This is a genomic window from Streptomyces sp. ICBB 8177 (assembly GCF_003144095.1).
In the GTDB taxonomy this organism is placed as follows: Bacteria; Actinomycetota; Actinomycetes; order Streptomycetales; family Streptomycetaceae; genus Streptantibioticus_D.
The window spans coordinates 314,153-332,974 of the sequence record NZ_NSKH01000002.1 but is presented as its reverse complement, the minus strand read 5'-3'; the positions used below and the strand labels follow the sequence as shown (position 1 = coordinate 332,974).

Below are 18,822 nucleotides of genomic sequence, written 5' to 3'. Positions count from 1 at the left end.
GCCGGGCCGAGGCCCGCCGGAGCGCCGGGGCGTCGGGGCGCCGGAGCGGCCGGTCACACGGGGCGACGGGGTGTCGAGGCACGGGAGCGACGGGGCGGCAGCGCGGCGGACCCCCGGCCCCGCCGCAGCACGTGTCGCCGGGGGCCGCCGGTGCGCCGCAGTGCGAGGGCAGCCGGGGCAGGCCGCGCCGACGGCCCAGCGGACCCAGCCAGGGCCAGCCCGGGTGCCTACTCCTCCCCGGTCCGACTCGATATGTCGATCACCGTGAAGTGCGTGCCCTGGTTGTCGGTGACCGATGCCAGCCGTCCGTGCGGACTGTCCTGGGGCTCCCGGTCGACCTTGCCGCCCAGCTTGCGAACCGTCGCCACCGCCCGGTCGCAGTCCTCGACGCCGAAGTACACGACGAAATGCGAGGGCAGCTCGGCGGGGAAGTCCGTACCCATGCGCATCCGGCCGCCCACGTAGACCTTCTGTTCCCCTTCCGCGTCCCCCTCCTTTCCGGCCTGCTCGCCTCCCGGCTCCCGATCGCCCCTCACGGTCCACACCTCGTAGTCGAAGGGGCCGTCCGCCTGGCCGATCTGCTCAGCGTCGAAGCCGAAGACCTGCCGGTAGAAGGGGTCCACCGCGTCCTTGTCCCGGGTGTACAGCTCGGTCCAGCAGAACGAACCCGGTCCGTTCCTTTCCTGGAAGCCCTCGTGCCCCGCTCCCTGCCAGACCCCGAACACCGCGTCCGCGGGATCGGCGGCCATCAGCAGCGAGCCCGCCTCGCCGACCACCGCGGGGCCGGTGATGATCTGACCGCCCGCCTTGCGGACCCTCGCCGCCGTGCCGGTGAGATCGGGCGAGGCGAAGTAGACGTTCCAGACGGTGGGCATCCGCCCGTCCGGCTTGGCGATCAGGCCGGCGACGATCTTGTCGTCCCGGCGGGCCAGCGTGTAGGAGTGGCGCTCGTCGTCGCCCTCGTCGAACGTCCAGCCCAGCAGTTCTCCGTAGAAGCGCTTGCCCGCTTCCAGGTCGGGGAGCATCGCGTCCGCCCAGCAGGGCTCCCCCGCAACGAATGCGTCCATGGCCGTGGCTCCTCCCGTGCGAGGCATCCCCTCGGCCGGGGGGATGTCGTGATAGCCACGCTAATCCCCGTTCAGGGCTTTCGCCCGGCCTGTGGACAACCTCCACTCGAACAGGTGAGCAATTTATCCCCAGCATGCCGCGCCCCCTCATGGGGCGGCTCCGAGCGGATGCGCCCGGCGCCCCAGGGTCATCATCTCCGCGCCCTGCCGCACCCCTGGATCCGCGCCGCCGCACCCCCGGAACGGCGCCTCGGAGCGGACCGGTCGTCACCCATCGGCCGCGTCAGGCATGCCCGCCCGACCCGCCACTCCTTCCGCGGGAGTGCGTGCACGCCTCACCCGCTCCCACGGAAGGAGCGGCGCGAGCGAGGCCCCCAGACTGGCCGACGGAGGAACGATCGCCGCCCACCGGAGGCACAGTCGGCGCAGTAGACACCGCCAGCGCAGTCGGCGCAGCCCGCGCAGTCCCCGCAGCCCGCACCGCCGAACCGAACCGCCTCGCGTGAGAACCGGTCCCGCCGCCCCGATCGATTCCGCACCCCCCAAGAGCGGACCCGCGCGCCGCTCCTCCCAATTCCACGTCCAGTTGACCCGATAAAACGACCCAGAAATCACACGGGGTGGCATGACGCAGCGTGGGACGACGGCCTTCCACCGACGCCGTCCCAGTTCCCTTTGCCCATCAGGCATCTGACGAAGCACGCTGGGTAACCGGCGCTGACCTGCGTGTTCATGGTCACGGGGAGCCCCCTCCCCATTTGCAGGCCGCCGAATCGCGCGCTGATCACCCGAAGGTAAACTGACGGCATGACAGGACAAGTTCGCACCGTCGACGGCCGGGTTGCCGGGCGCCGCGGGCAGGCGACGCGGCAGAAGCTGCTCGAATGCCTCAGCGAGATGCTCAGCACCCACCCGTACCGGGACGTCAAGGTCATCGACGTCGCCCGGATGGCGGGTACCTCCCCCGCAACGTTCTACCAGTACTTCCCCGACGTCGAGGGCGCCGTCCTCGAACTCGCGGAGGACATGGCCAAGGAAGGCGCGACCCTCACCGATCTGGTCGCCGGCCGCAACTGGGTGGGCAAGTCCGCCTACGCCACGGCCGAGGACCTGGTGGACGGTTTCCTCACCTTCTGGCGCAAGAACGACGCCATCCTGCGCGTCGTGGACCTCGGAGCGGCCGAAGGGGACAAACGGTTCTACAAGATCCGTATGAAGATCCTCAACGCCGTGACCAACTCCCTCACCGACTCCATCAAGGAGTTGCAGAGCAAGGGGAAGGTCGACAAGTCGGTCAGCCCGGCGGCGATGGCCGGTTCACTGGTCGTCATGCTCGCCGCGGCGGCCGCGCACCAGAAGGGCTTCCAGTCCTGGGGCGTCAAGCAGGCCGAGTTGAAGCCGAACCTGGCGCTTCTCGTGCACCTCGGCGTCACCGGCAAGAAGCCAACGAAGTAGGCCCCTGCCCGCTTCGGCCGTTTCTCGTATTAACGTCATCCATCAGTCCTGCCACGCAACGACGCGGGCGTCTGCCGGTCCTCGGGGGAGGTTGCCGGTCCAGGCGCCCGCTCGCGCGTGTCCGGGCCCCGTCAACCCCCGCGCCCAAGAGCCGGCGCCCTGCCCCTGGCCCAGATGACCGCCGCCCACAGGTGACATCCCCCGTGCGCGCCACTGCGGCAGCGTCCACTCCTCCTACTCCTCGCGCGCCCCTCGCGCTGCCACGTGGTACCCGCCGTTCCCAGGCATGATCGGGGCATGCGACAAGAGACGCCGAAGAGTTCCGCCATGCGCCGGCTCACTCCGACCGAGGACAGTTCCTGGACTTTGCTGCGGACGCACCTCGTCATCTGGATTCTCTTCGGACTGCTCTGGATCAGCTGGCAGTTCTGGGGTGACGGCTCGACGTCTCGCAGGCTGCTGGGCGTGGTCCTGACACTGGTGGCGATCGCGCAGACGCTCAGCACCGTCGGCCTGATGCGCAGAAAGCGGCAGAAGGAGCGCGAGCAACCTCCGGTGTGACGTGCGGGCGCGAACGCGGTGATCGGTCGGCGGCCTACCGGGTCAAGCGGTGCGGCGTGCGCGTGGACGGGGGTGGGCGGCCTACCGGACCAAGCGGTGCGGCATGCGCGTGGACGGGGGCGCCCGGAGCGTTCATCCCCGCCTCGGCGCCCGCGAGCCGTCAACGATCTCCGCCGCTACGCGTCGGTACTGTTCGCCGTCGGCGCGTCGGTGACGTCGGGCGCCGGATCCGTGGCGAGGCGGGCGTGCAGGTGCACGGCGTGGAAGCCGCCGCCCGCGTCGGGCAGCGCGTCGCGCAGCGTGCCCTCGTACGCGTACCCGCAGCGCCGGGCGACGCCGCAGGACGGCCCGTTGCCGACCGCGTGCCCCAGTTCCAGGCGGTGCAGCCCCAGATCGCGGAACGCCCAGCGCGTACAGGCTTCCAGAGCGCGCGACGCGAGGCGGCGGCCCCGCGCCTCGGGCAACGTCCAGTAGCCGACCCGCCCGCCGCACGTTCGCGGGTCGATGCTGTTGAGGCCGATGTGGCCGCGTATGACACCGTCCTCCAGGACCGCGAACGACGCCGTCTCACCGCGCCGCCAGCCCAGGGCGCGGGTCCGCACGAAGTCGATCGCCCCCTCGATGTCCTCAACGGGCCTGGCCGCCGGAGGGTTCCAGCGCAGGTAGTCCGGATCGGTCAGTCCGCGCAGCGCCTCGGGGGCGTCGTCCTCCTCCCACGGTCGGAGCAGCAGCCCGTACGCCTCGATCTCCACCGGTCGCAGCACAGTCTCATTCAACACCGGGAAGGACGAGGCGATCCCGTACGGAGCCGGTCCACCCGCACGCCGGCCCGGCCACGGTGCCGCTTGCGGCGCGCACGGACCCGAAAGGCGCGATCACGCCGTGACCACCGCGATCCCCGCAGTCCCACGAGCCCCGCTGAACGGCAAACCTTTACCGTGCCGCCCGGTTCCCGCCCACCCAACGCTCCAGTAACCTGACTGTGCGTCAATTCTGTTGGCAGGCTCACCAGAATCGGACGGGGCCCATGCTTGGATCCACACACGGAACCCTCAGCACCGATCCGCGCACGACGCACGCAGTCGCCTGCGGTGAACGCCGGGGACCCCACGTCGGCGACACCACGGACCTCGACGTGAGCGGCCGTCCACTGCACGCGTCCGTCCCCGACCTGGACGCGCTCTTCCGTCCCCGCACGGTAGCCGTCGTCGGGGCGTGCGACGCCGACGGCAGTCCCGACGCCGCCGTCACGCGGCACATCATGGTCTGGGCCGAACGGCTGGGCGCCCGGCTCCTCCCCGTGCACCCTCGTCGCGCGGCCGTCTTCGGCGTGCCGTGCTGTCCGTCCGTCGCGGAGCTTCAGTGCCCGGTGGACCTCGCCGTCCTCCTGGCCGCCGACCCCCTGCGTGATCTGAAGGAACTCGCCGCCGCCAAAGCGCGGTTCGCCGTCGTCCCCGGTGCCGGCTCCGAGGTGGCCGCAGGGCCCGGTGGCGAGGCGGGGCGGCGTCTGGCCGACGCTGTCGCCGGTTCCGGCCTGCGGCTGCTGGGGCCCGCCACCGGCCTCGACGCCTTCACGCACTTACGCGACGATCTCGGCGGCCCCGGCATCGCGTTGGTCACCCAGTACGGCGACCAGGGCCACCCGGTCCTCGCCCTCCAGGAGTTGGGCGTACGGGTCAGCCACTGGGCGGTCACAGGCGACGAGGCCGACCTCGAAGTGGCCGACTTCGTCACGTACTTCGCCGAGCGGCCCGAGGTCGGAGCGATTGCCGTACACGTGCGAGGGCTCAGGGACGGCAGGGCGTTCCTGCTCGCCGCAGACCACGCGGCACGACGTGGCGTGCCCGTCGTCGCGCTCACATCCGGCCGTACGGAGGCCGGAACGCGTACGGAGGTCGGAACGCGTACGGAGGACGGCAGGCGCGCAGAGGACGGAGACCGCACGGACGGGCCGAACGCCTCCGACGCGGTCACGGACGCGGCCCTCCGCCAGTTCGGCGTCATCACGGTGGACGCGCCCGACCGGTTGCAGGACACGGCCGCGCTGCTCGCCCGCGCCCGTCCTCCGAAAGCGGATGGCGTCGCCGTGTACGCCCCCTCCGGCAGCGCTGTGGGCATCAGCGGAGCCGGCGGCACCGGCGCGCGCTTCCGCGACCTGGTGACGGCGGCCGGACTGCGGGTACCCCTGCTCGGTGCCGAGGAGCAGGCCGAGTTGCGCCAGTGGATACCCGGCCCCCTGAGCGTGGCCAACCCGGTGGAGCACTGCGGCCGGTCGGTGGGCGGACGTCACGGGCCGAAAATCGTCGACGCCATCTTGTCCGACCCTTCGGTGGGCGTCCTGATCTGCCCGATCACCAGCCCGTTTCCGCCGATGAGCGACGTACTCGTGCGGCAACTGGCGGACGCGGCGGAACGTACGGACAAGCTGGTGTGCGTCGTGTGGGGTTCACCGGTGGGTACGGAGACGGCTTATCGGCGCACGCTACTGCGTTCGTCCCGCGTCGCCACGTTTCGTACGTTCGGCAGCTGCGTCACCGCTGTCAGGGCTTACCTGGACCACCACCGGTTCGTCGCCGGTCACCGTTCTCCGTTCGAGAGCGCGCCGCGTACCGCGTCCCCTTCCGCGCGCGGAGCCCGCGCGCTCCTGCGTCCGGGCCGGCGGCTGAGCGAGCACGGGGCGAAGCGACTGCTGCGGGCGTACGGCGTCCGCGTGCCGCGCGAGCACCTCGTCACCAGCGCCGCCGGGGCGGTCAGGGCGGCCGGGCAGGTCGGCTACCCCGTGGTCATGAAGGCCTCCGGAGCACAACTCGCCCGCAGGGCCGAACGCGGCTTGGTCAAGCTCGGGTTGACGTCGGCGAGCCAGGTGCGCGACGCGTACCGGGATCTGACCGACATCGCCCGCCACGAAGGCGTCGGCCTCGACGGCGTCCTCGTCTGCCAGATGGTCGAACCCGGCGTCGAGATGGCCGTCGGAGTCACCGACGACGGCTTGTTCGGGCCCGCCGTGACGGTGGGGCTCGGCGGCGTGTTCGGGGAGGTCCTGCGGGGGCCGGCCATTCGCGTACCGCCCTTCACGGAGGCCGAGGCACGCCGGATGCTTCGCGAACTGCCGGGGCGCACCCTCCTGGACGGGGTACGGGGGCGGCCCCCCGCCGATGTCGACGCGCTGGTCGACGTCATCCTGCGTGTGCAACGCATCGCCATGGAACTCGGCGACGAACTGGCCGGGTTGGACGTCGACCCCCTGATGGTGCTGCCGCGCGGGCAGGGCGCGGTGGCGCTGGATGCCAACGCCGTCTGCCGTTGAACCGGGACTCGCGGCGGCGCGGAGTGGTGCGGGGCGGGGGCGCGTGCTGGGGACGCATGCCGTTCGGGGCTGCCACCCGCCCCCCTTCCTAACCAGGGCCGCGTCAGCTTCAATTGACGGCGTGATGGGACACGCGGGGATGGCCGCCGCAGCCGTCCGCTACCTCAGGTCGGTCGGCGCCGCGACCTGCGCCGAACCGGTGGAGGCGCTTCCCAGGCCCGAGTTGCGGGCGGTTCGGGAGGACGAGCGGGCGCCGTTCGACACCGCGCGATTCCGCGACGTACTGGGGCACTTCGCCAGCGGCGTCACCGTCGTCACCGCACCAGGGGTCACGCAGGAGGTGCCGGACGCGTTCGACGCCGACGTGAAGGCGCCTCTTTCGCCCGCGCCCGCCGGGTTCGCCTGCCAGTCCTTCTCGTCGCTCTCCCTCGAACCCCCGCTCGTGGCCTTCATGGTGGCCCGTACGTCGGGCAGCTGGCCGCGCATCGCCCGCGCCGGGGTCTTCTGCGTCAACGTGCTGGCGGCCGGGCAGGAGGCGCTGTGCCGTGCCTTCGCGGTCAGCGGTGCCGACAAGTTCGCCGGGGTCGACTGGACGCCCGCCCCCGTGACCGGTGCGCCGGTGCTCGCGGGGGTAGCGGCGTGGGTCGACTGCGAGGTGCACGCGGTGCACACCGGGGGCGACCATCTCGTCGTCGTCGGCCGCGTCAAGGACCTGGGCACCGCGCCGGAGCCGCTCCCTCCGCTGCTCTTCCACCGCGGCCGGTTCGGCGGCCTCGCCTGAGCCACGCGCCCCACGTCTCACGCGGTGACCGGGATCGCGGTGCCCTTCCGGAGTCCCGGCGTCGCCCGGCGCCGGATGGCCAGACCAGGGGCAGGAGGACGAGTTGGCCCGTCCGCGTCGATGCGGACGCACCAGCAGGCGGTCCTGGGTGCGTCACCCACGGCTTGTCGGCGCACGTCCCGCACCGGCGAACGACGGGGGCGGCCGGCGCACGGCAGGCGAGTCAGCGCACGCGGTCGGGCAGCGGGGTTTCCGAGCGCGGCACGAGGCCCCAGCCGGCCAGAGCCGTCACCGGCGCCGCGGGCGGGGCGGGGGGACCGGCCGACGCGCAGCGGTCGACCTCGCACCAGATGTGCTTGCCGGACCCCTCACGCTGCCAGCCCCACCGGTCGGCGAGGCCGTCGACGAGTTCCAGGCCGCGGCCGCCGGTGTCGTCGCCGCGCGCGTGACGCGGGGTGGGCGGGCGTTCGCTGGAGTCGGCGACCTCGACCCGTACGGTCCCCGCCTCCGGGACCTCGGGCTGCGGGAAGAGCATGCGCAGGACGGCCGGGCAGCCGGTGTGCACGACGGCGTTGGTGACGAGTTCGGAGATCAGCAGGAGCAGGGTCTCGGCCAGTGGCTCGTCCGCGCCTATGCCGGAGCCCTGGAGCCGGGAACGGGCCCATCTGCGGGCCCGGCCCACCTCCGCCGGGTCAGGGCGTACCTCCAACTGCACCTGAAGCACCTGCACCGTTCACACCATCCGAACCGGCGGACACATCGCCTCGCGCTTCCACCTCGTCACGGAACGTGACGCCGACGAAAGACAGCATGATTGACGTTCAGTCACCGCAACAAGCGCTTCCGGCATATTCCCACGGGATGCGGCAGCGAAGTCGCGCGCCGGCCCGCGCTTACTGTAAGCTCCGCGCTCAACGCGCTCCGTGAGCCCGACGTGCGTCTGGCGAACATCGCGCTGCCGCGCACCGGCCGCCACTGGGGCACCGCCGCGTTCCTCGCGCAACCGAAGCACTCGCACCCGATGGAGCGTACCTGAGCACGGCCCTGACTCCACGCCGTGACGAGTCACACCTAGGACACAACCCGATATCAACGCTCGGTGACCCTTTATTCCGGGCAAACCACCGCATTTCGCAGGCAGGATGCCGCCGACCAGTGCGGGAGGCGGGCTCGCCCCGAGTCCGGCCCGGCTTCTCCGCCGCCTCGCGGCTACGCGTCCGACGCCGCCGCGAACGCCTCGTAGGCCGCCTCGCCGAACAGCACGAACCGCACCTCTTCGACGTCCTCCCCGGCCGACTCACGCACGGTGCGCAGCGCGATCCGCGCCCCGTCGTCCATCGGCCAGCCGTAGACACCCGTGGAGATCGCCGGGAAGGCGACCGTGCGCGCCGCCAACTCCCCAGCGACACGCAGCGATTCGCGGTAGCAGGACGCCAGCAGCTCCGAACGGTCCTCGTGCGCCGACCAGACCGGGCCCACGGTGTGGATGACCCAGCGCGCGTGCAGCCGCCCCGCGGTGGTGGCCACCGCCCGCCCGGTGGGCAGCCCGCCGCCGTAGTGCGACGCCCTCAACTCCCGGCAGGCGGCCAGGATCTCGGGGCCGCCCTTGCGGTGGATCGCGCCGTCCACCCCTCCGCCGCCCAGCAGCGAGGAGTTGGCCGCGTTGACGACGGCGTCGACGCGCTGCGCGGTGATGTCGCCCCGGACGAGAACGATGCGTGCCATGGCCATGGGGCCATCCTCGCACCGCGCAGGGCCGGTCCGCGCACCACGGCAGCCCCTCAATGGCCCACTCGTCCGGCCTGCGACCGGCCCTCGTTTCCAGGCCATCCGGCGTCTAGCCTGCGAGTATGACCAAGACCAAGGTTGACTTCTACTTCGATCCCGTCTGCCCCTTCGCCTGGATCACCTCCCGCTGGATCCTGGAGGTCGAACGCCAACGCGACATCGACCTGCGCTTTCGTGTGATGAGCCTGTCCGTGCTGAACGAGGGCCGCGAGGGGCTGCCCGAGCGGTACGAGCGGCTGCTCGCCACCGGCTGGGGACCCGTGCGCGTCTGCGTCGCCGCCGCCCAGGCGCACGGCGAGGAGGTCCTGCGCGACCTCTACACCGCGCTCGGCACCCGCATCCACAACGCCGACCGCGAGGTGTCCGACGAACTGATCACGGAGGCCCTGGCCGAGGCCGGACTGCCCACCCAGCTCGTCGCGGCAGCCCACGGCACCGACCACGACGAGGCACTGCGCAAGAGCCACCACGAGGGCATGGACCCGGTCGGTGAGGAGGTCGGCACCCCGACCCTCCACGTCGACGGCGTCGCCTTCTTCGGACCCGTGCTGAGCTCCGTTCCGCGCGGCGAGGACGCCCTCCGGGTCTTCGACGGCGTCCGGCTGCTCGCCGGCTATCCGGACTTCTTCGAGTTGAAGCGCACCAGGACGGGGGAGCTGGACTTCGGCTGACGGCCGGCGCGGCGCGCGGTAGTAGCCTCGTAGCTCCACCGGGGGCCAGCGCGGGCCCGTCCCACGACGGCCCGCCGGCCCCGAGGGGCCGTCCCCCGAGGTCCGTACCGAGAAAGGCAGCACGGTGGCCAGGAGCCGGATTCCCGTCATGATCCTCGCGGGCTTCCTCGGCGCCGGGAAGACCACCCTGCTCAACCACCTCCTTCGCAACAGCGGCGGGACCCGCATCGGCGTCGTCGTCAACGACTTCGGCGCCGTCAACATCGACGCCCTGTCCGTCGCGGGGCAGGTCGACTCGATGGTGACCCTGGGGAACGGCTGCATGTGCTGTGCGGTCGACGCGGGCGACCTGGACGACATGCTGCGCAAGCTCACCCGGCCCGGCGCGGGCATCGACGTCGTGGTCATCGAGGCGAGCGGACTGGCCGAGCCCCGCGAACTGATCCGCATGCTGCTGGCCAGCGGCAACCAGCGCGTCTCCTACGGCGGACTCGTCGAGCTGGTCGACGGCGCCGAGTTCGAGTCGACGCGGGAGCGCCACCCCGAGCTGGACGTCCACCTGCGCTGCGCGGACCTGATCGTCCTCAACAAGACCGACCGCGTGGACGCCACCGGACGCGAACGGCTCCTCGGCCGTCTGTCCGCTCTCGCGCCGGACACCCCGGTGGTGACCACCGCGCACGGCCGGGTAGACCCCGAGCTGCTCTTCGACCGGCACCGGCGGCCGGCCGGGGAGCCCGCCGTACGCCAGTTGTCCTTCGACGACCTGCGCGCCGAGGCGGACTCCGGGGGCGGGCACGAGCAGGACGCCGGGTGCGGACACCACGGCGACGGACACCACGGCCATGAGGCCCATCCGCACGCGACCTACCAGACGATGTCGTACACCTGCGAACTCCCGCTGGACCCAAGGGCGTTCATGGACTTCATGGACACCCGCCCGCCCGGCGTCTTCCGGATCAAGGGCTTCGTGCACTTCGGCGCGCCCGGGCAGGACGAGAAGTACGCCCTGCACACCGTGGGCAACTACCTGCGCTTCCGCAGCACCCCCTGGCGCCGGTCCGAGCCGCGGCTGACCCAACTGGTCTTCATCGGCAGCGGCATCGACACCGAGGCGCTGACAAAGGGCCTCGAAGCCTGCGCCGACCAGCCCCTCGCCGCCGGGGCGGACCCGCACCGCATGATGCCCGTGCTGCGGTACCTGGAGACCTGAGCCCGCCGCCCGGGCGGGCGCGGCCCCGACCGCGTGCCGGCTCCACGCGATCCGCCGACCGCACGCTCCCGCTGACCATGCCATCCGTCGGGCGGCCAGGACACGACCCCTACGCAGAAAGCGGTCGCGCGTTCTCCTCCACCGCCGTGTCGACGTCGGCGAAGACCTCGAACAGCCGCCGTACGCCGAGCGCCGCCAGCACCCGGTTGACGTGCGAGCCGTCCGCGGCGCCCTGCGCGGGCAGCACGATCCGCAGCCGGCCCGCGCACGAACGCATCAGCCGTCGCGCGGCGATCAGCACGCCGACCCCGCTGGAGTCGCAGAACCGCACCCCGGACAGGTCGAGTACGAGGTCGCGCCGTCCCGCCGCGACCGCCTCGTGCACCTGCTGTCGCACCCCCGGCGAGGTCACGAGGTCCAGTTCGCCGGTGACGAGCAGTACGGTCCAGCCGCTTCGCTCGGTCGTCTCCACCCTCAACGCCACTGGCTACGCAGCCCCTTTCCGTTCTCCGGGTGTTCCGGGGCCGCGCCCTCGGTCCGCGCGTGACGGGACGGCGGCACGCTGTCACGATGCCGCCCCGTCGCGCGAGTGACGGCGATCCCTTCCCCGCAATCCCCCGTTCACACCCACCCGACACATCGCCCGAAACGTTCACCCTGGGCAAGAACCCGAAACCGTTCGGTTGTCGCTTGATGCAAAGGGGCGCACTCCGTCGGACCCGGCCGATACATTCGACGGGTACGGCAAGGACGGACGAGCACTGACTGGCAAGGACGGGCAGGCGGGGCGGTGCGGATGACGACGCGCACGGTTACGCCGACCGGTACCGGGCACGGAAGCGGGGAGCCGAGAAAGGACGGCCGGATGGCAGCGCCCGCACCACCACGCTGGGACCGCAAGATGCAGCAGCGGCTCGCCCGCGGCGAGGAGGCCGCGCTCGGCGAGCTGTACGACCGCTTCGCGGCGCTGGTCCACGGACTCGCCCACCGCGTCATGGGGGACGAGGAGGCGGCCGACCTGATCACGCGCGAGGTCTTCGGCTACATCTGGGAGAACCCCGACGCGTACGACCCCAAGGACGGCAACATGCGTTCCTGGATCGCCACACTCACCCAGCGCCAGGCGGTCGGCAAGCTGCGCAGTTGCGAGGCGGAGCGCGTCGCGTCGGGTGGCGAGCGGATCTCCGAGCAGTTCGAGGAACGCGTCCGGGAGGCCAACACCGCGGCCCGCGCCGACTTCATCCGCGACTCCATGCCCTCGTCCATCCGCGCGGCGCTCGACCTCGCCTACCTCCAGCGGCGCGACTACCGGCAGGCCGCGCACGAACTCGGGCTCACCGAGGTGGAGGCGCGCCGCAGGATGCGGCTGGGCCTGCAGATGCTGTCCACCGCGATCCAGCACGAGCACCACGGCGGCACCAGGTGACCGGCTCCCACGGCCCCGACGATCCCCGCGGTCCCGAGGGCCCGGACGAACCCGACCGCTCAGGCCGCCGGGACGACCACGGCACCCCCGCCGACGACACCGGCCACGACGGGAGCGGCAACCCGTACCGCGGCAGCGCGTACGGCGGCAACGGCAGCGCGTACGGGGGCGGTTACGACGCCCCGGGGCCTTACGACGGCCCGCACGACGGCGGGGCGCGGCGGGAGGTCGGCGGTTCCACACGGCCCGTTCCGCCCGGCAGACCGCTGCCCCGGGTGCCGCTGCCGCGGGGCGCCGCGGAGGACCGGCCGCTCGGGCCCGCGCCGGTGCCTCCGGTGACGCCGGTGCCCTCCTACGACCACGCCACGCTCAAATCGCTGCTCGGTGCCTGGGCGCTGTCGGCCTGCTCGCCCGAGGAGACCGCCGCGGTCGAGGCCCACCTGACCGACTGCGCGTTGTGCGCGGACGAGGCGCTGCGGCTGCGCAACGCGGTCGAACTGCTGCGCCCCGAGGACCCGTTGGACCTCGACCCGCTGCTGCGTGCCCGGGTGCTGGAGAACTGCCTGGGGCGCCGTCCGGCCCGCGTCCCCGTGCCGGAGTGGGCCGGTCCGTACGACGCGGAGACCGCGCGGCTCGACGCGCTCCTGCGCGATCTGGGCAGCGGCGACTGGAACGCGTCGGTGCGCCTGGAGTGGCACGACGGTTCGTGCGACGTCACGGTCGCCGAGGTGATCGGTCATCTCACCGCCGTCGACGGGCTCATAGCCGCCGCGCTCGGCATGAGCGAACCACTGGGCACCGGCGCGCGGGACCCGATCGACCCGGAGGAACGGACCAAGGAGTACTGGTACCGCTTCGGCGACCGGTCGCCCGCCGAGGTCCACGACACCTGGCGCGAGCAGGGGCACGCGCTGCTGCGCACGGTGTCGTTCGCGGGCCGCGCGGCCGGAGGCCTCGACGTGCCCTACGGGCCGGCGCGGCTTCCGCTGCGGGACGCGTTCGTGGACCGGGCGTACGAGTGCTGGATCCACGCGGGCGACATCGCGGAGGCCGTCGCCTACCCCTACGGCCCGCCCGCGCCGCGTCATCTGCACCGCATGATCGACCTCGCGGCGCGCACCCTGCCCGCGGTCCTGGCGGGGCGCCGCAGGGCGGGGCTCGCGGTCTCGCCCACCCGGCTGGTCGCGGCGGGCGCGCCGGGCCGGTCCCTGCACCTGGAGGTCGAGGGGGCGGGCGGTGGCGACTGGTACATCCCGCTGGACTCCCCGGCGGCGGTGGGCACGGCGGCCGGGAGCGTGGCGCACGTCGCGCTGGACGGCGTGGAGTTCTGCCAGCTGACCGCGGGCCACCGCAGCCCGCAGGACCTGGCGGCGGGCCAGGAGGGCGACCGCGCCGTGATCAGCGACGTACTGGCAGCGGCGGCGGGCATGTCCCGCATGTGACCTCGCGCGTCAGGTGAGACCGCGGCCCGAGGACCGTCCCGCGCTACAGGAAGACGGTCCCGCGCTACAGGACGACCGTCCCGCTACGGGAAGACCACCGTGCGGCGCCCGTTGAGCAGCACCCGGTGCTCGCTGTGCCACTTGACCGCGCGGGCCAGCGCCTGGCACTCCACGTCGCGGCCGACGGCGACCAGTTGCTCGGGGGTCACCCCGTGGCCGACGCGCTCGACCTCCTGCTCGATGATGGGGCCCTCGTCGAGGTCCGCCGTCACGTAGTGCGCGGTCGCGCCGATGAGCTTGACGCCGCGCGCGTGCGCCTGGTGGTAGGGCTTGGCGCCCTTGAAGCTCGGCAGGAACGAGTGGTGGATGTTGATGATGCGCCCGGACAGCCGCTTGCACAGGTCGTCGGAGAGCACCTGCATGTAGCGGGCGAGCACCACCAGGTCCACGCCCTCCTCCTCGACGATGTGCAGCAGCTGCGCCTCCGCCTCCGCCTTGGTCTCCTTCGTCACCGGGATGTGCCGGAACGGGACGCCGTAGGAACCGACGAGTTCGCGGAAGTCCTCGTGGTTGGAGACGACCGCGGCGATCTCGACCGGCAGCGCGTCGATGGAGGCGCGGAAGAGCAGGTCGTTGAGGCAGTGGCCGAACTTGCTGACCATGATCAGCACGCGCATCTTCTGGTCGGCCGGGTGGATGCTCCAGTCCATCTGGAAGCTGTCCGCGATCGCCGCGAAGCTGGCGCGCAGCTTCTCGGTGCCGGCCTCCGCGTCGGTGCCGACCTCGGCGGAGAAGTGGACGCGCATGAAGAACAGACCGGTGTCCTGGTCGCCGAACTGCTGGCTGTCCACGATGTTGCAGCCGGTCATGAACAGGTAGCTGGAGACGGCGTGGACGATTCCCTGCTTGTCGGGGCAGGACAGCGTCAGGACGTATTGCGCATCGGTCACCGCACCAGCCTCGCACATCCACCCGTACGGGCCCCACCTCGTCCGGGTACCGAGACCCGCCCCGGCCCCGCCGTGGGCACCGGCCCGGCGTGCCTCACGCCGACCGTGTGTAGATCGCCAGCACGTCCAGCGAGCGCGGCGGGGCGTCCACGTCGTCCTCGTCGTTGCCGGCCAGCATCACGTGCGCCTCGCGGGCCGCGCGCACCGCCTCCGGCCAGTCGGGGTGCTCCAGGTAGACCCGCACCGGCGCGTCCGCGCCCACGCCGTGCAGCACGCGCAGCACCCGCAGCACGGCGGCGTCCACCACCACGGCCTCCGCCGCGTCGCGGAAGATCGTCCCGACGTACTTCTCGGCCGACCAGTTGTCCAGCCAGGTGTCCTCGACCAGCCGGTAGACGGCGTCGGTCACGTCCCCGTAGCCGGGGCGGCCGGCCAGCCAGCAGTCCTGCTGGAAGACCGGGTCGCTGATCATGTGCAGCGCGGAGCGCACGTTGCTGCGCCAGCGCCACCAGGGCATGTCGTTGAGCGGCATACGCCCCATCGTGGAGGAGCGGGCGCCCCGGCGGGAAGACTTCTCCGAACTGTGCACGGTCATCGATCGTACGTACTGCTTCCACGCCCCCGCCGCCCGGGACCTCGGGGCCCGGGACGCGGCCACCCCCGCCGACCTCGTACGACACGGGCCGCACGGCCTGTTCACTCCTCCGTCACCCCCCGTTGCCGTTCGGTCACGCATACGTTGACCGCCGCAGTGGACCGTAGGGGCCCATGAGGCGGTACGTACGGTGTGGTGCCCTGGGCGCGGTGGCGTCGTTACTGCTGACGGCCTGCGGGGTCGTCCCGGGGCTCTCCGGGCAGTCCCACGATCCGATCGTCGTGATGACCTGGGCGCCGCAGAACACCAACTCCACCAACATGCCCGGCATGCCCGCCATGGCGCAGGCGTACGCGCGCATGGTCAACGCCCAGGGCGGCCTGGACGGGCGCCCGTTGAAGGTCCTCACCTGCGACGAGCACAACGACCTGATCCGCGCCCAGCAGTGCGCCCAGACCGCCGTCGACGCCAAGGCGGTCGCCGTCGTCGGTTCCTACAGCCAGTACGGCACCAGCTTCATGGGCGATCTGGAGGTCGCCGGCATCCCGTACCTCGGCGGCTACGGCGTCGCGCCGGAGGAGTTCACCAGCCCGCTGTCGTACCCCGTCAACGGCGGCGCCCCCGCGCTGCTCGCGGGCAACGGGCGGCAGCTGGCCGGGGTGTGCCGCAGCATCGCGCTGGTGCGTCCCGACACCGCGACCGGCGACCAGTACCCGGAGTTCCTCGACGCGGGGCTCGCCTCGCTCGGCCACGGGCCCGCGCTGGACGTGCGGGCCCCGGAGACCGCCACCGACTACTCGGCGGCGGCCGCCACCGCGGTCGGCGGCGACGAGCCCGGGCGCTGCGTGACGGCCGTCATGGGCGACGGCACCGGCACGTTCTTCGACTCCTTCCGGCGGCTGGGCGACCAGGCCGGGGTGCGCACCGCGTCGGTGCTCGGCAGCGTCGAGCAGTCACTGCTGGACAGCACCGGCGGCGCGGACAGTCCGCTGGAGGGCGCGTACGCGACGAGCTGGTACCCGCCCGCGAGCGATCCGGCGTGGAACGCGATGCGGGACGCGGTCAACCGCTATGCCTTCGGCGACACCCGCATCGACGTGGCCGACCCCGGCGCGGAGACCACCTGGATCGCGTACACCGTGTTCGCCGCCGTCGTGCGCTCCCTGGGGCACGGCCCGGTCACCGCGCAGACCGTGCACGACGCGCTCGACCACGCGCACGGCCTGTCGACCGGCGGCCTGACCCCGCCGCTCGGCTGGCGCTACGCGGACCAGCTCGGCGTGCCCAACTATCCGCGCATGGTCAACCCCGACGTGACGTATCAGGTCGTGCGGGACGGGGAGTTGACGGGGTTCGGCAAGGGCGGCTTCGTCGACCTGCGGACCACGCTTGACCGGCCGACGCCCGGAAGCGGCTCCTGACCGCTTCCGGCGGGGCCTCTGGCCGTTCCCGGGGGCGGCCCTGGCACTCCAACCGGGGCCTGACGGTCCCAGGGCCTCACGGCCGCCTCCGCGGGCGTCGGCTACAGCTGCGTGTACTGGCGCTGGGTGAGCCCGTAGCGCTGGGCGATCGGGTTCCACAGGTCGGCCGCGCGCTTCTTCGCGAGCGTCGCCTCACCGCTGGAGACGTTGCCGCGCTGGGCTTCCACGGTGTTCTTGGCGTGGCCCTTCTGGCAGCCCTTCTTGCCCGCGACCTCGTCGGCCCAGGCGGCGTAGTGCTTGTCGGCCGCCGCCGACGCCTTCCACGCGATGGTCAGCTGGCTGACCAGCTCGGCGTGGTTGGGCAGTTGGCCGAGGTCCAGCTGGGACAGCTTGGTCACCAGGTCGCCGCGCTGACCGGCGGCGGTTCGCAGGTCGGAGGCCGAGGTGCCGAGGTTGGAGCAGGTCTTGATGGAGGCCACGGCGTTGATGACCGCGGTACGGCTGCCGTCGCTGGTCTGGAGCAGCCCGTCGAGCTGCTTGGCCTGCGCCTGCGCGGTGTCGCTTCGGCCCGCCGAGCCCGCGGCGGCCGACGAGGTCGCGCCGGCGGGCTGCTGGTCCTTGCCGCTGCCGCCGCCGCTGAGCAGCGCGCCCGCGCCGACGCCCACGACCGCGAGCACCGCGACGCCCACGCCGACCAGCACGGCAGGTGACGGCTTCTTGCGGCGCGGCCCGTCGGCGTACCGCGACGCGTCGTACCCGCCGCCGTCATAGCGGTTCGCGCCCGGGTCGACGTCACGCGGGCCGCCGTAGCCGGGCGTCCTGTCGTACGCGGCAGGCGGGGCCTGCGGGGCGGGTTGCCGGGGCGGCTCGTCCTCGCGGCGGTAGAGGTAGTCGTAGTCGTCGTCGGGTGCGACCTGGCCCTGCCCCTCGGCGCCGAAGCCCGCGCCGCCCTGCCCCTGGGGCCCCTGGTCCCAGGAGTCGGTGAAGCGCGGGAGCTGCTGGGTCGGCTCGACCGGGGCGGGCTCGCTCCCGTACGCGGGCGGCGGATGCTCGTCCGGCGTTCCGGGGCGGATGGCGTAGGGGGCGGTGCCGGGCATCGGCGGCTCGGCGGCGGCCGGGGGCCGTGCTCCGGCGGGCGGCGGGCCCTGCGGCAGCGGCGGGACGGGCGCGGCGAAGCTCTGCTCGGGCGGCAGCGGCTGCCGCAGTTCCTCCGGCTGGGCGGGCAGCGCGGCGGCCGGCTGGCGGTAGGGCGCCATCAGCTGCGTCTTGTCCCCGTCGCCCGCGTCCCCGCCCGCGTGCGACGGGCCGTCGAGGGGCGGCAACGGGTGCTGGGTGTACGGCGGGATGAGCTGGGTCTTCTCCGAGTCGCCCGAGCCGGGCCGCGGGACGCCGCCGTAGGGGTCGCCGTACGCGGCGCCGGGGGCCGCGTGGCCGGGGTGCTGCGGCTGGGCGGAGTGGCCACCCTGCGGGAAGTGCTCGGGCTGTCCGGTGTACGACGGCTGGCCGGGGTGGCCCAGCTGGACGTAGCCCTGCGGCTCGCCGAAGCCCGGGGCCGCAGGAGCCGAGGGGACGGCGCCGAAGCCCTGCTGCTGCGGGGCGCCCGCCTGCGTGCCGGATCCGTACGGCGTCAGCAGTCGCGTCGCCTCGGCGCTGTCGTCGGCCTGCGGCGGCATCGGCCGCTGTTCGCCCCACGGCTGGCCGGCCGCGGGCTGCGCGGCCGGTGCGACGGGTCGCGTCGCATCGGCGCCGGGCTGGGCCCAGCGGTCCTCGGCGGGCGGCTGCCAGGGGTCGCCGTGCGCGGGGAACACCACGCCCTGCCGGACCTCCGAGGCCGCCGGCGGGCGCGGCTCGTCCGGGAGCGGCATCGGCCGGTAGGTGTTCTCCGACGCCTCGTCTCCCTGTCCGCTGTGCATCACCGGAACTCCTGCCTGCTGCGTGATCCCGGGGTCTCCCCCGGGGCCCCGACCGGACTTTCGGAACGTCGGCTCACGCTACCGGGTGAATTCCGGTCCTCACCACGCGCCAGTGGCCAAGACCCGCGCCGGGCAGGTGGACAGACGTTCGCAAAGACCGAACAGTCCGGGATACGCAACACGTTGCCGCAGGCCAGGACGGCTGTGTCGGTAGCGTAACGATTCCGTCCGG

Annotated in this window: 17 protein-coding genes; 9 read left to right on the top strand and 8 right to left on the bottom strand. The window is 72.7% G+C overall.

Translation table 11 applies throughout. The features are described 5' to 3' along the window. Nucleotides 1–227 precede the first annotated feature (227 nt). Nucleotides 228–1,067, bottom strand: a complete 840-nt coding sequence (locus CK485_RS01885) for a VOC family protein (protein ID WP_109446116.1) — start codon at nt 1,065–1,067, stop codon at nt 228–230. 807 nt (nt 1,068–1,874) lie between these two features. On the opposite strand from CK485_RS01885, the gene CK485_RS01880 reads away from it, so the two are divergent. After that, nucleotides 1,875–2,522 carry a TetR family transcriptional regulator gene (locus CK485_RS01880; protein ID WP_109446114.1) on the top strand — a complete coding sequence of 216 codons (648 nt, stop codon included), beginning with the start codon at nt 1,875–1,877 and terminating at the stop codon, nt 2,520–2,522. Nucleotides 2,523–2,819: 297 nt separating this feature from the next. Next, a complete protein-coding gene (locus CK485_RS01875; protein WP_146214476.1) occupies nt 2,820–3,083 on the top strand; it encodes a hypothetical protein in 264 nt (87 codons plus the stop codon). 176 nt (nt 3,084–3,259) lie between these two features. On the opposite strand, the gene CK485_RS01870 is transcribed toward CK485_RS01875, so the two are convergent. After that, a complete protein-coding gene (locus CK485_RS01870; protein ID WP_241968063.1) occupies nt 3,260–3,847 on the bottom strand; it encodes a GNAT family N-acetyltransferase in 588 nt (195 codons plus the stop codon). A 263-nt stretch (nt 3,848–4,110) separates the two neighbouring features. Between CK485_RS01870 and CK485_RS01865 the strand changes: the two genes are divergently transcribed. Then, nucleotides 4,111–6,390: an acetate--CoA ligase family protein gene (locus CK485_RS01865; protein ID WP_109446110.1), complete on the top strand. Its 2,280-nt coding sequence runs from the start codon at nt 4,111–4,113 to the stop codon at nt 6,388–6,390. Between the two features lie 124 nt (nt 6,391–6,514). Further along, nucleotides 6,515–7,171: a flavin reductase family protein gene (locus tag CK485_RS01860; protein WP_109446108.1), complete on the top strand. Its 657-nt coding sequence runs from the start codon at nt 6,515–6,517 to the stop codon at nt 7,169–7,171. Nucleotides 7,172–7,394: 223 nt separating this feature from the next. On the opposite strand, the gene CK485_RS01855 is transcribed toward CK485_RS01860, so the two are convergent. After that, nucleotides 7,395–7,901, bottom strand: coding sequence for an ATP-binding protein (locus CK485_RS01855; RefSeq protein WP_199239198.1), 507 nt, complete (start codon nt 7,899–7,901; stop codon nt 7,395–7,397). Between the two features lie 479 nt (nt 7,902–8,380). Continuing rightward, nucleotides 8,381–8,896 carry an O-acetyl-ADP-ribose deacetylase gene (locus tag CK485_RS01850; protein WP_109446555.1) on the bottom strand — a complete coding sequence of 172 codons (516 nt, stop codon included), beginning with the start codon at nt 8,894–8,896 and terminating at the stop codon, nt 8,381–8,383. 125 nt (nt 8,897–9,021) lie between these two features. Here CK485_RS01850 and CK485_RS01845 point away from each other — a divergent pair, with 125 nt between their 5' ends. Both CK485_RS01845 and CK485_RS01840 read left to right on the top strand, forming a co-directional pair. Next, complete coding sequence (locus CK485_RS01845) at nt 9,022–9,630, top strand: DsbA family protein (RefSeq protein WP_109446106.1); 609 nt, start codon at nt 9,022–9,024, stop codon at nt 9,628–9,630. A gap of 148 nt (nt 9,631–9,778) precedes the next feature. Then, nucleotides 9,779–10,843, top strand: coding sequence for a GTP-binding protein (locus tag CK485_RS01840; protein ID WP_199239197.1), 1,065 nt, complete (start codon nt 9,779–9,781; stop codon nt 10,841–10,843). 109 nt (nt 10,844–10,952) lie between these two features. On the opposite strand, the gene CK485_RS01835 is transcribed toward CK485_RS01840, so the two are convergent. After that, entirely contained in the window at nt 10,953–11,327 is a 375-nt protein-coding gene (locus tag CK485_RS01835) for an STAS domain-containing protein (RefSeq protein WP_109446102.1), read from the bottom strand. A 381-nt stretch (nt 11,328–11,708) separates the two neighbouring features. On the opposite strand from CK485_RS01835, the gene CK485_RS01830 reads away from it, so the two are divergent. Then, nucleotides 11,709–12,269 carry a sigma factor gene (locus CK485_RS01830; RefSeq protein WP_109446100.1) on the top strand — a complete coding sequence of 187 codons (561 nt, stop codon included), beginning with the start codon at nt 11,709–11,711 and terminating at the stop codon, nt 12,267–12,269. A 266-nt stretch (nt 12,270–12,535) separates the two neighbouring features. After that, nucleotides 12,536–13,711 (top strand): maleylpyruvate isomerase N-terminal domain-containing protein, encoded by a 1,176-nt coding sequence (locus tag CK485_RS01825; protein WP_241968094.1) that lies wholly within the window; start codon nt 12,536–12,538, stop codon nt 13,709–13,711. 83 nt (nt 13,712–13,794) lie between these two features. Here CK485_RS01825 and purU read toward each other — a convergent pair whose 3' ends face one another. Further along, nucleotides 13,795–14,661 carry a formyltetrahydrofolate deformylase gene (gene purU / locus CK485_RS01820; protein ID WP_241968062.1) on the bottom strand — a complete coding sequence of 289 codons (867 nt, stop codon included), beginning with the start codon at nt 14,659–14,661 and terminating at the stop codon, nt 13,795–13,797. 94 nt (nt 14,662–14,755) lie between these two features. Further along, nucleotides 14,756–15,256 (bottom strand): hypothetical protein, encoded by a 501-nt coding sequence (locus CK485_RS01815; protein WP_109446094.1) that lies wholly within the window; start codon nt 15,254–15,256, stop codon nt 14,756–14,758. Between the two features lie 173 nt (nt 15,257–15,429). On the opposite strand from CK485_RS01815, the gene CK485_RS01810 reads away from it, so the two are divergent. Next, nucleotides 15,430–16,677 carry an ABC transporter substrate-binding protein gene (locus tag CK485_RS01810; protein WP_109446092.1) on the top strand — a complete coding sequence of 416 codons (1,248 nt, stop codon included), beginning with the start codon at nt 15,430–15,432 and terminating at the stop codon, nt 16,675–16,677. Between the two features lie 101 nt (nt 16,678–16,778). Here CK485_RS01810 and CK485_RS01805 read toward each other — a convergent pair whose 3' ends face one another. Next, nucleotides 16,779–18,590, bottom strand: a complete 1,812-nt coding sequence (locus tag CK485_RS01805) for a hypothetical protein (RefSeq protein ID WP_109446090.1) — start codon at nt 18,588–18,590, stop codon at nt 16,779–16,781. Nucleotides 18,591–18,822: the final 232 nt, after the last annotated feature.

Excerpts from the sequence above, each read along its gene's own strand:
- CK485_RS01885 (WP_109446116.1), bottom strand. The coding sequence starts at position 1,067 with ATGGACGCATTCGTTGCGGGGGAGCCCTGCTGGGCGGACGCGATGCTC.
- CK485_RS01880 (WP_109446114.1), top strand. The coding sequence starts at position 1,875 with ATGACAGGACAAGTTCGCACCGTCGACGGCCGGGTTGCCGGGCGCCGC.
- CK485_RS01875 (WP_146214476.1), top strand. The coding sequence starts at position 2,820 with ATGCGACAAGAGACGCCGAAGAGTTCCGCCATGCGCCGGCTCACTCCG.
- CK485_RS01865 (WP_109446110.1), top strand. The coding sequence starts at position 4,111 with ATGCTTGGATCCACACACGGAACCCTCAGCACCGATCCGCGCACGACG.
- CK485_RS01860 (WP_109446108.1), top strand. The coding sequence starts at position 6,515 with ATGGGACACGCGGGGATGGCCGCCGCAGCCGTCCGCTACCTCAGGTCG.
- CK485_RS01850 (WP_109446555.1), bottom strand. The coding sequence starts at position 8,896 with ATGGCACGCATCGTTCTCGTCCGGGGCGACATCACCGCGCAGCGCGTC.
- CK485_RS01845 (WP_109446106.1), top strand. The coding sequence starts at position 9,022 with ATGACCAAGACCAAGGTTGACTTCTACTTCGATCCCGTCTGCCCCTTC.
- CK485_RS01840 (WP_199239197.1), top strand. The coding sequence starts at position 9,779 with ATGATCCTCGCGGGCTTCCTCGGCGCCGGGAAGACCACCCTGCTCAAC.
- CK485_RS01830 (WP_109446100.1), top strand. The coding sequence starts at position 11,709 with ATGGCAGCGCCCGCACCACCACGCTGGGACCGCAAGATGCAGCAGCGG.
- CK485_RS01815 (WP_109446094.1), bottom strand. The coding sequence starts at position 15,256 with ATGACCGTGCACAGTTCGGAGAAGTCTTCCCGCCGGGGCGCCCGCTCC.
- CK485_RS01810 (WP_109446092.1), top strand. The coding sequence starts at position 15,430 with ATGAGGCGGTACGTACGGTGTGGTGCCCTGGGCGCGGTGGCGTCGTTA.
- CK485_RS01805 (WP_109446090.1), bottom strand. The coding sequence starts at position 18,590 with ATGCACAGCGGACAGGGAGACGAGGCGTCGGAGAACACCTACCGGCCG.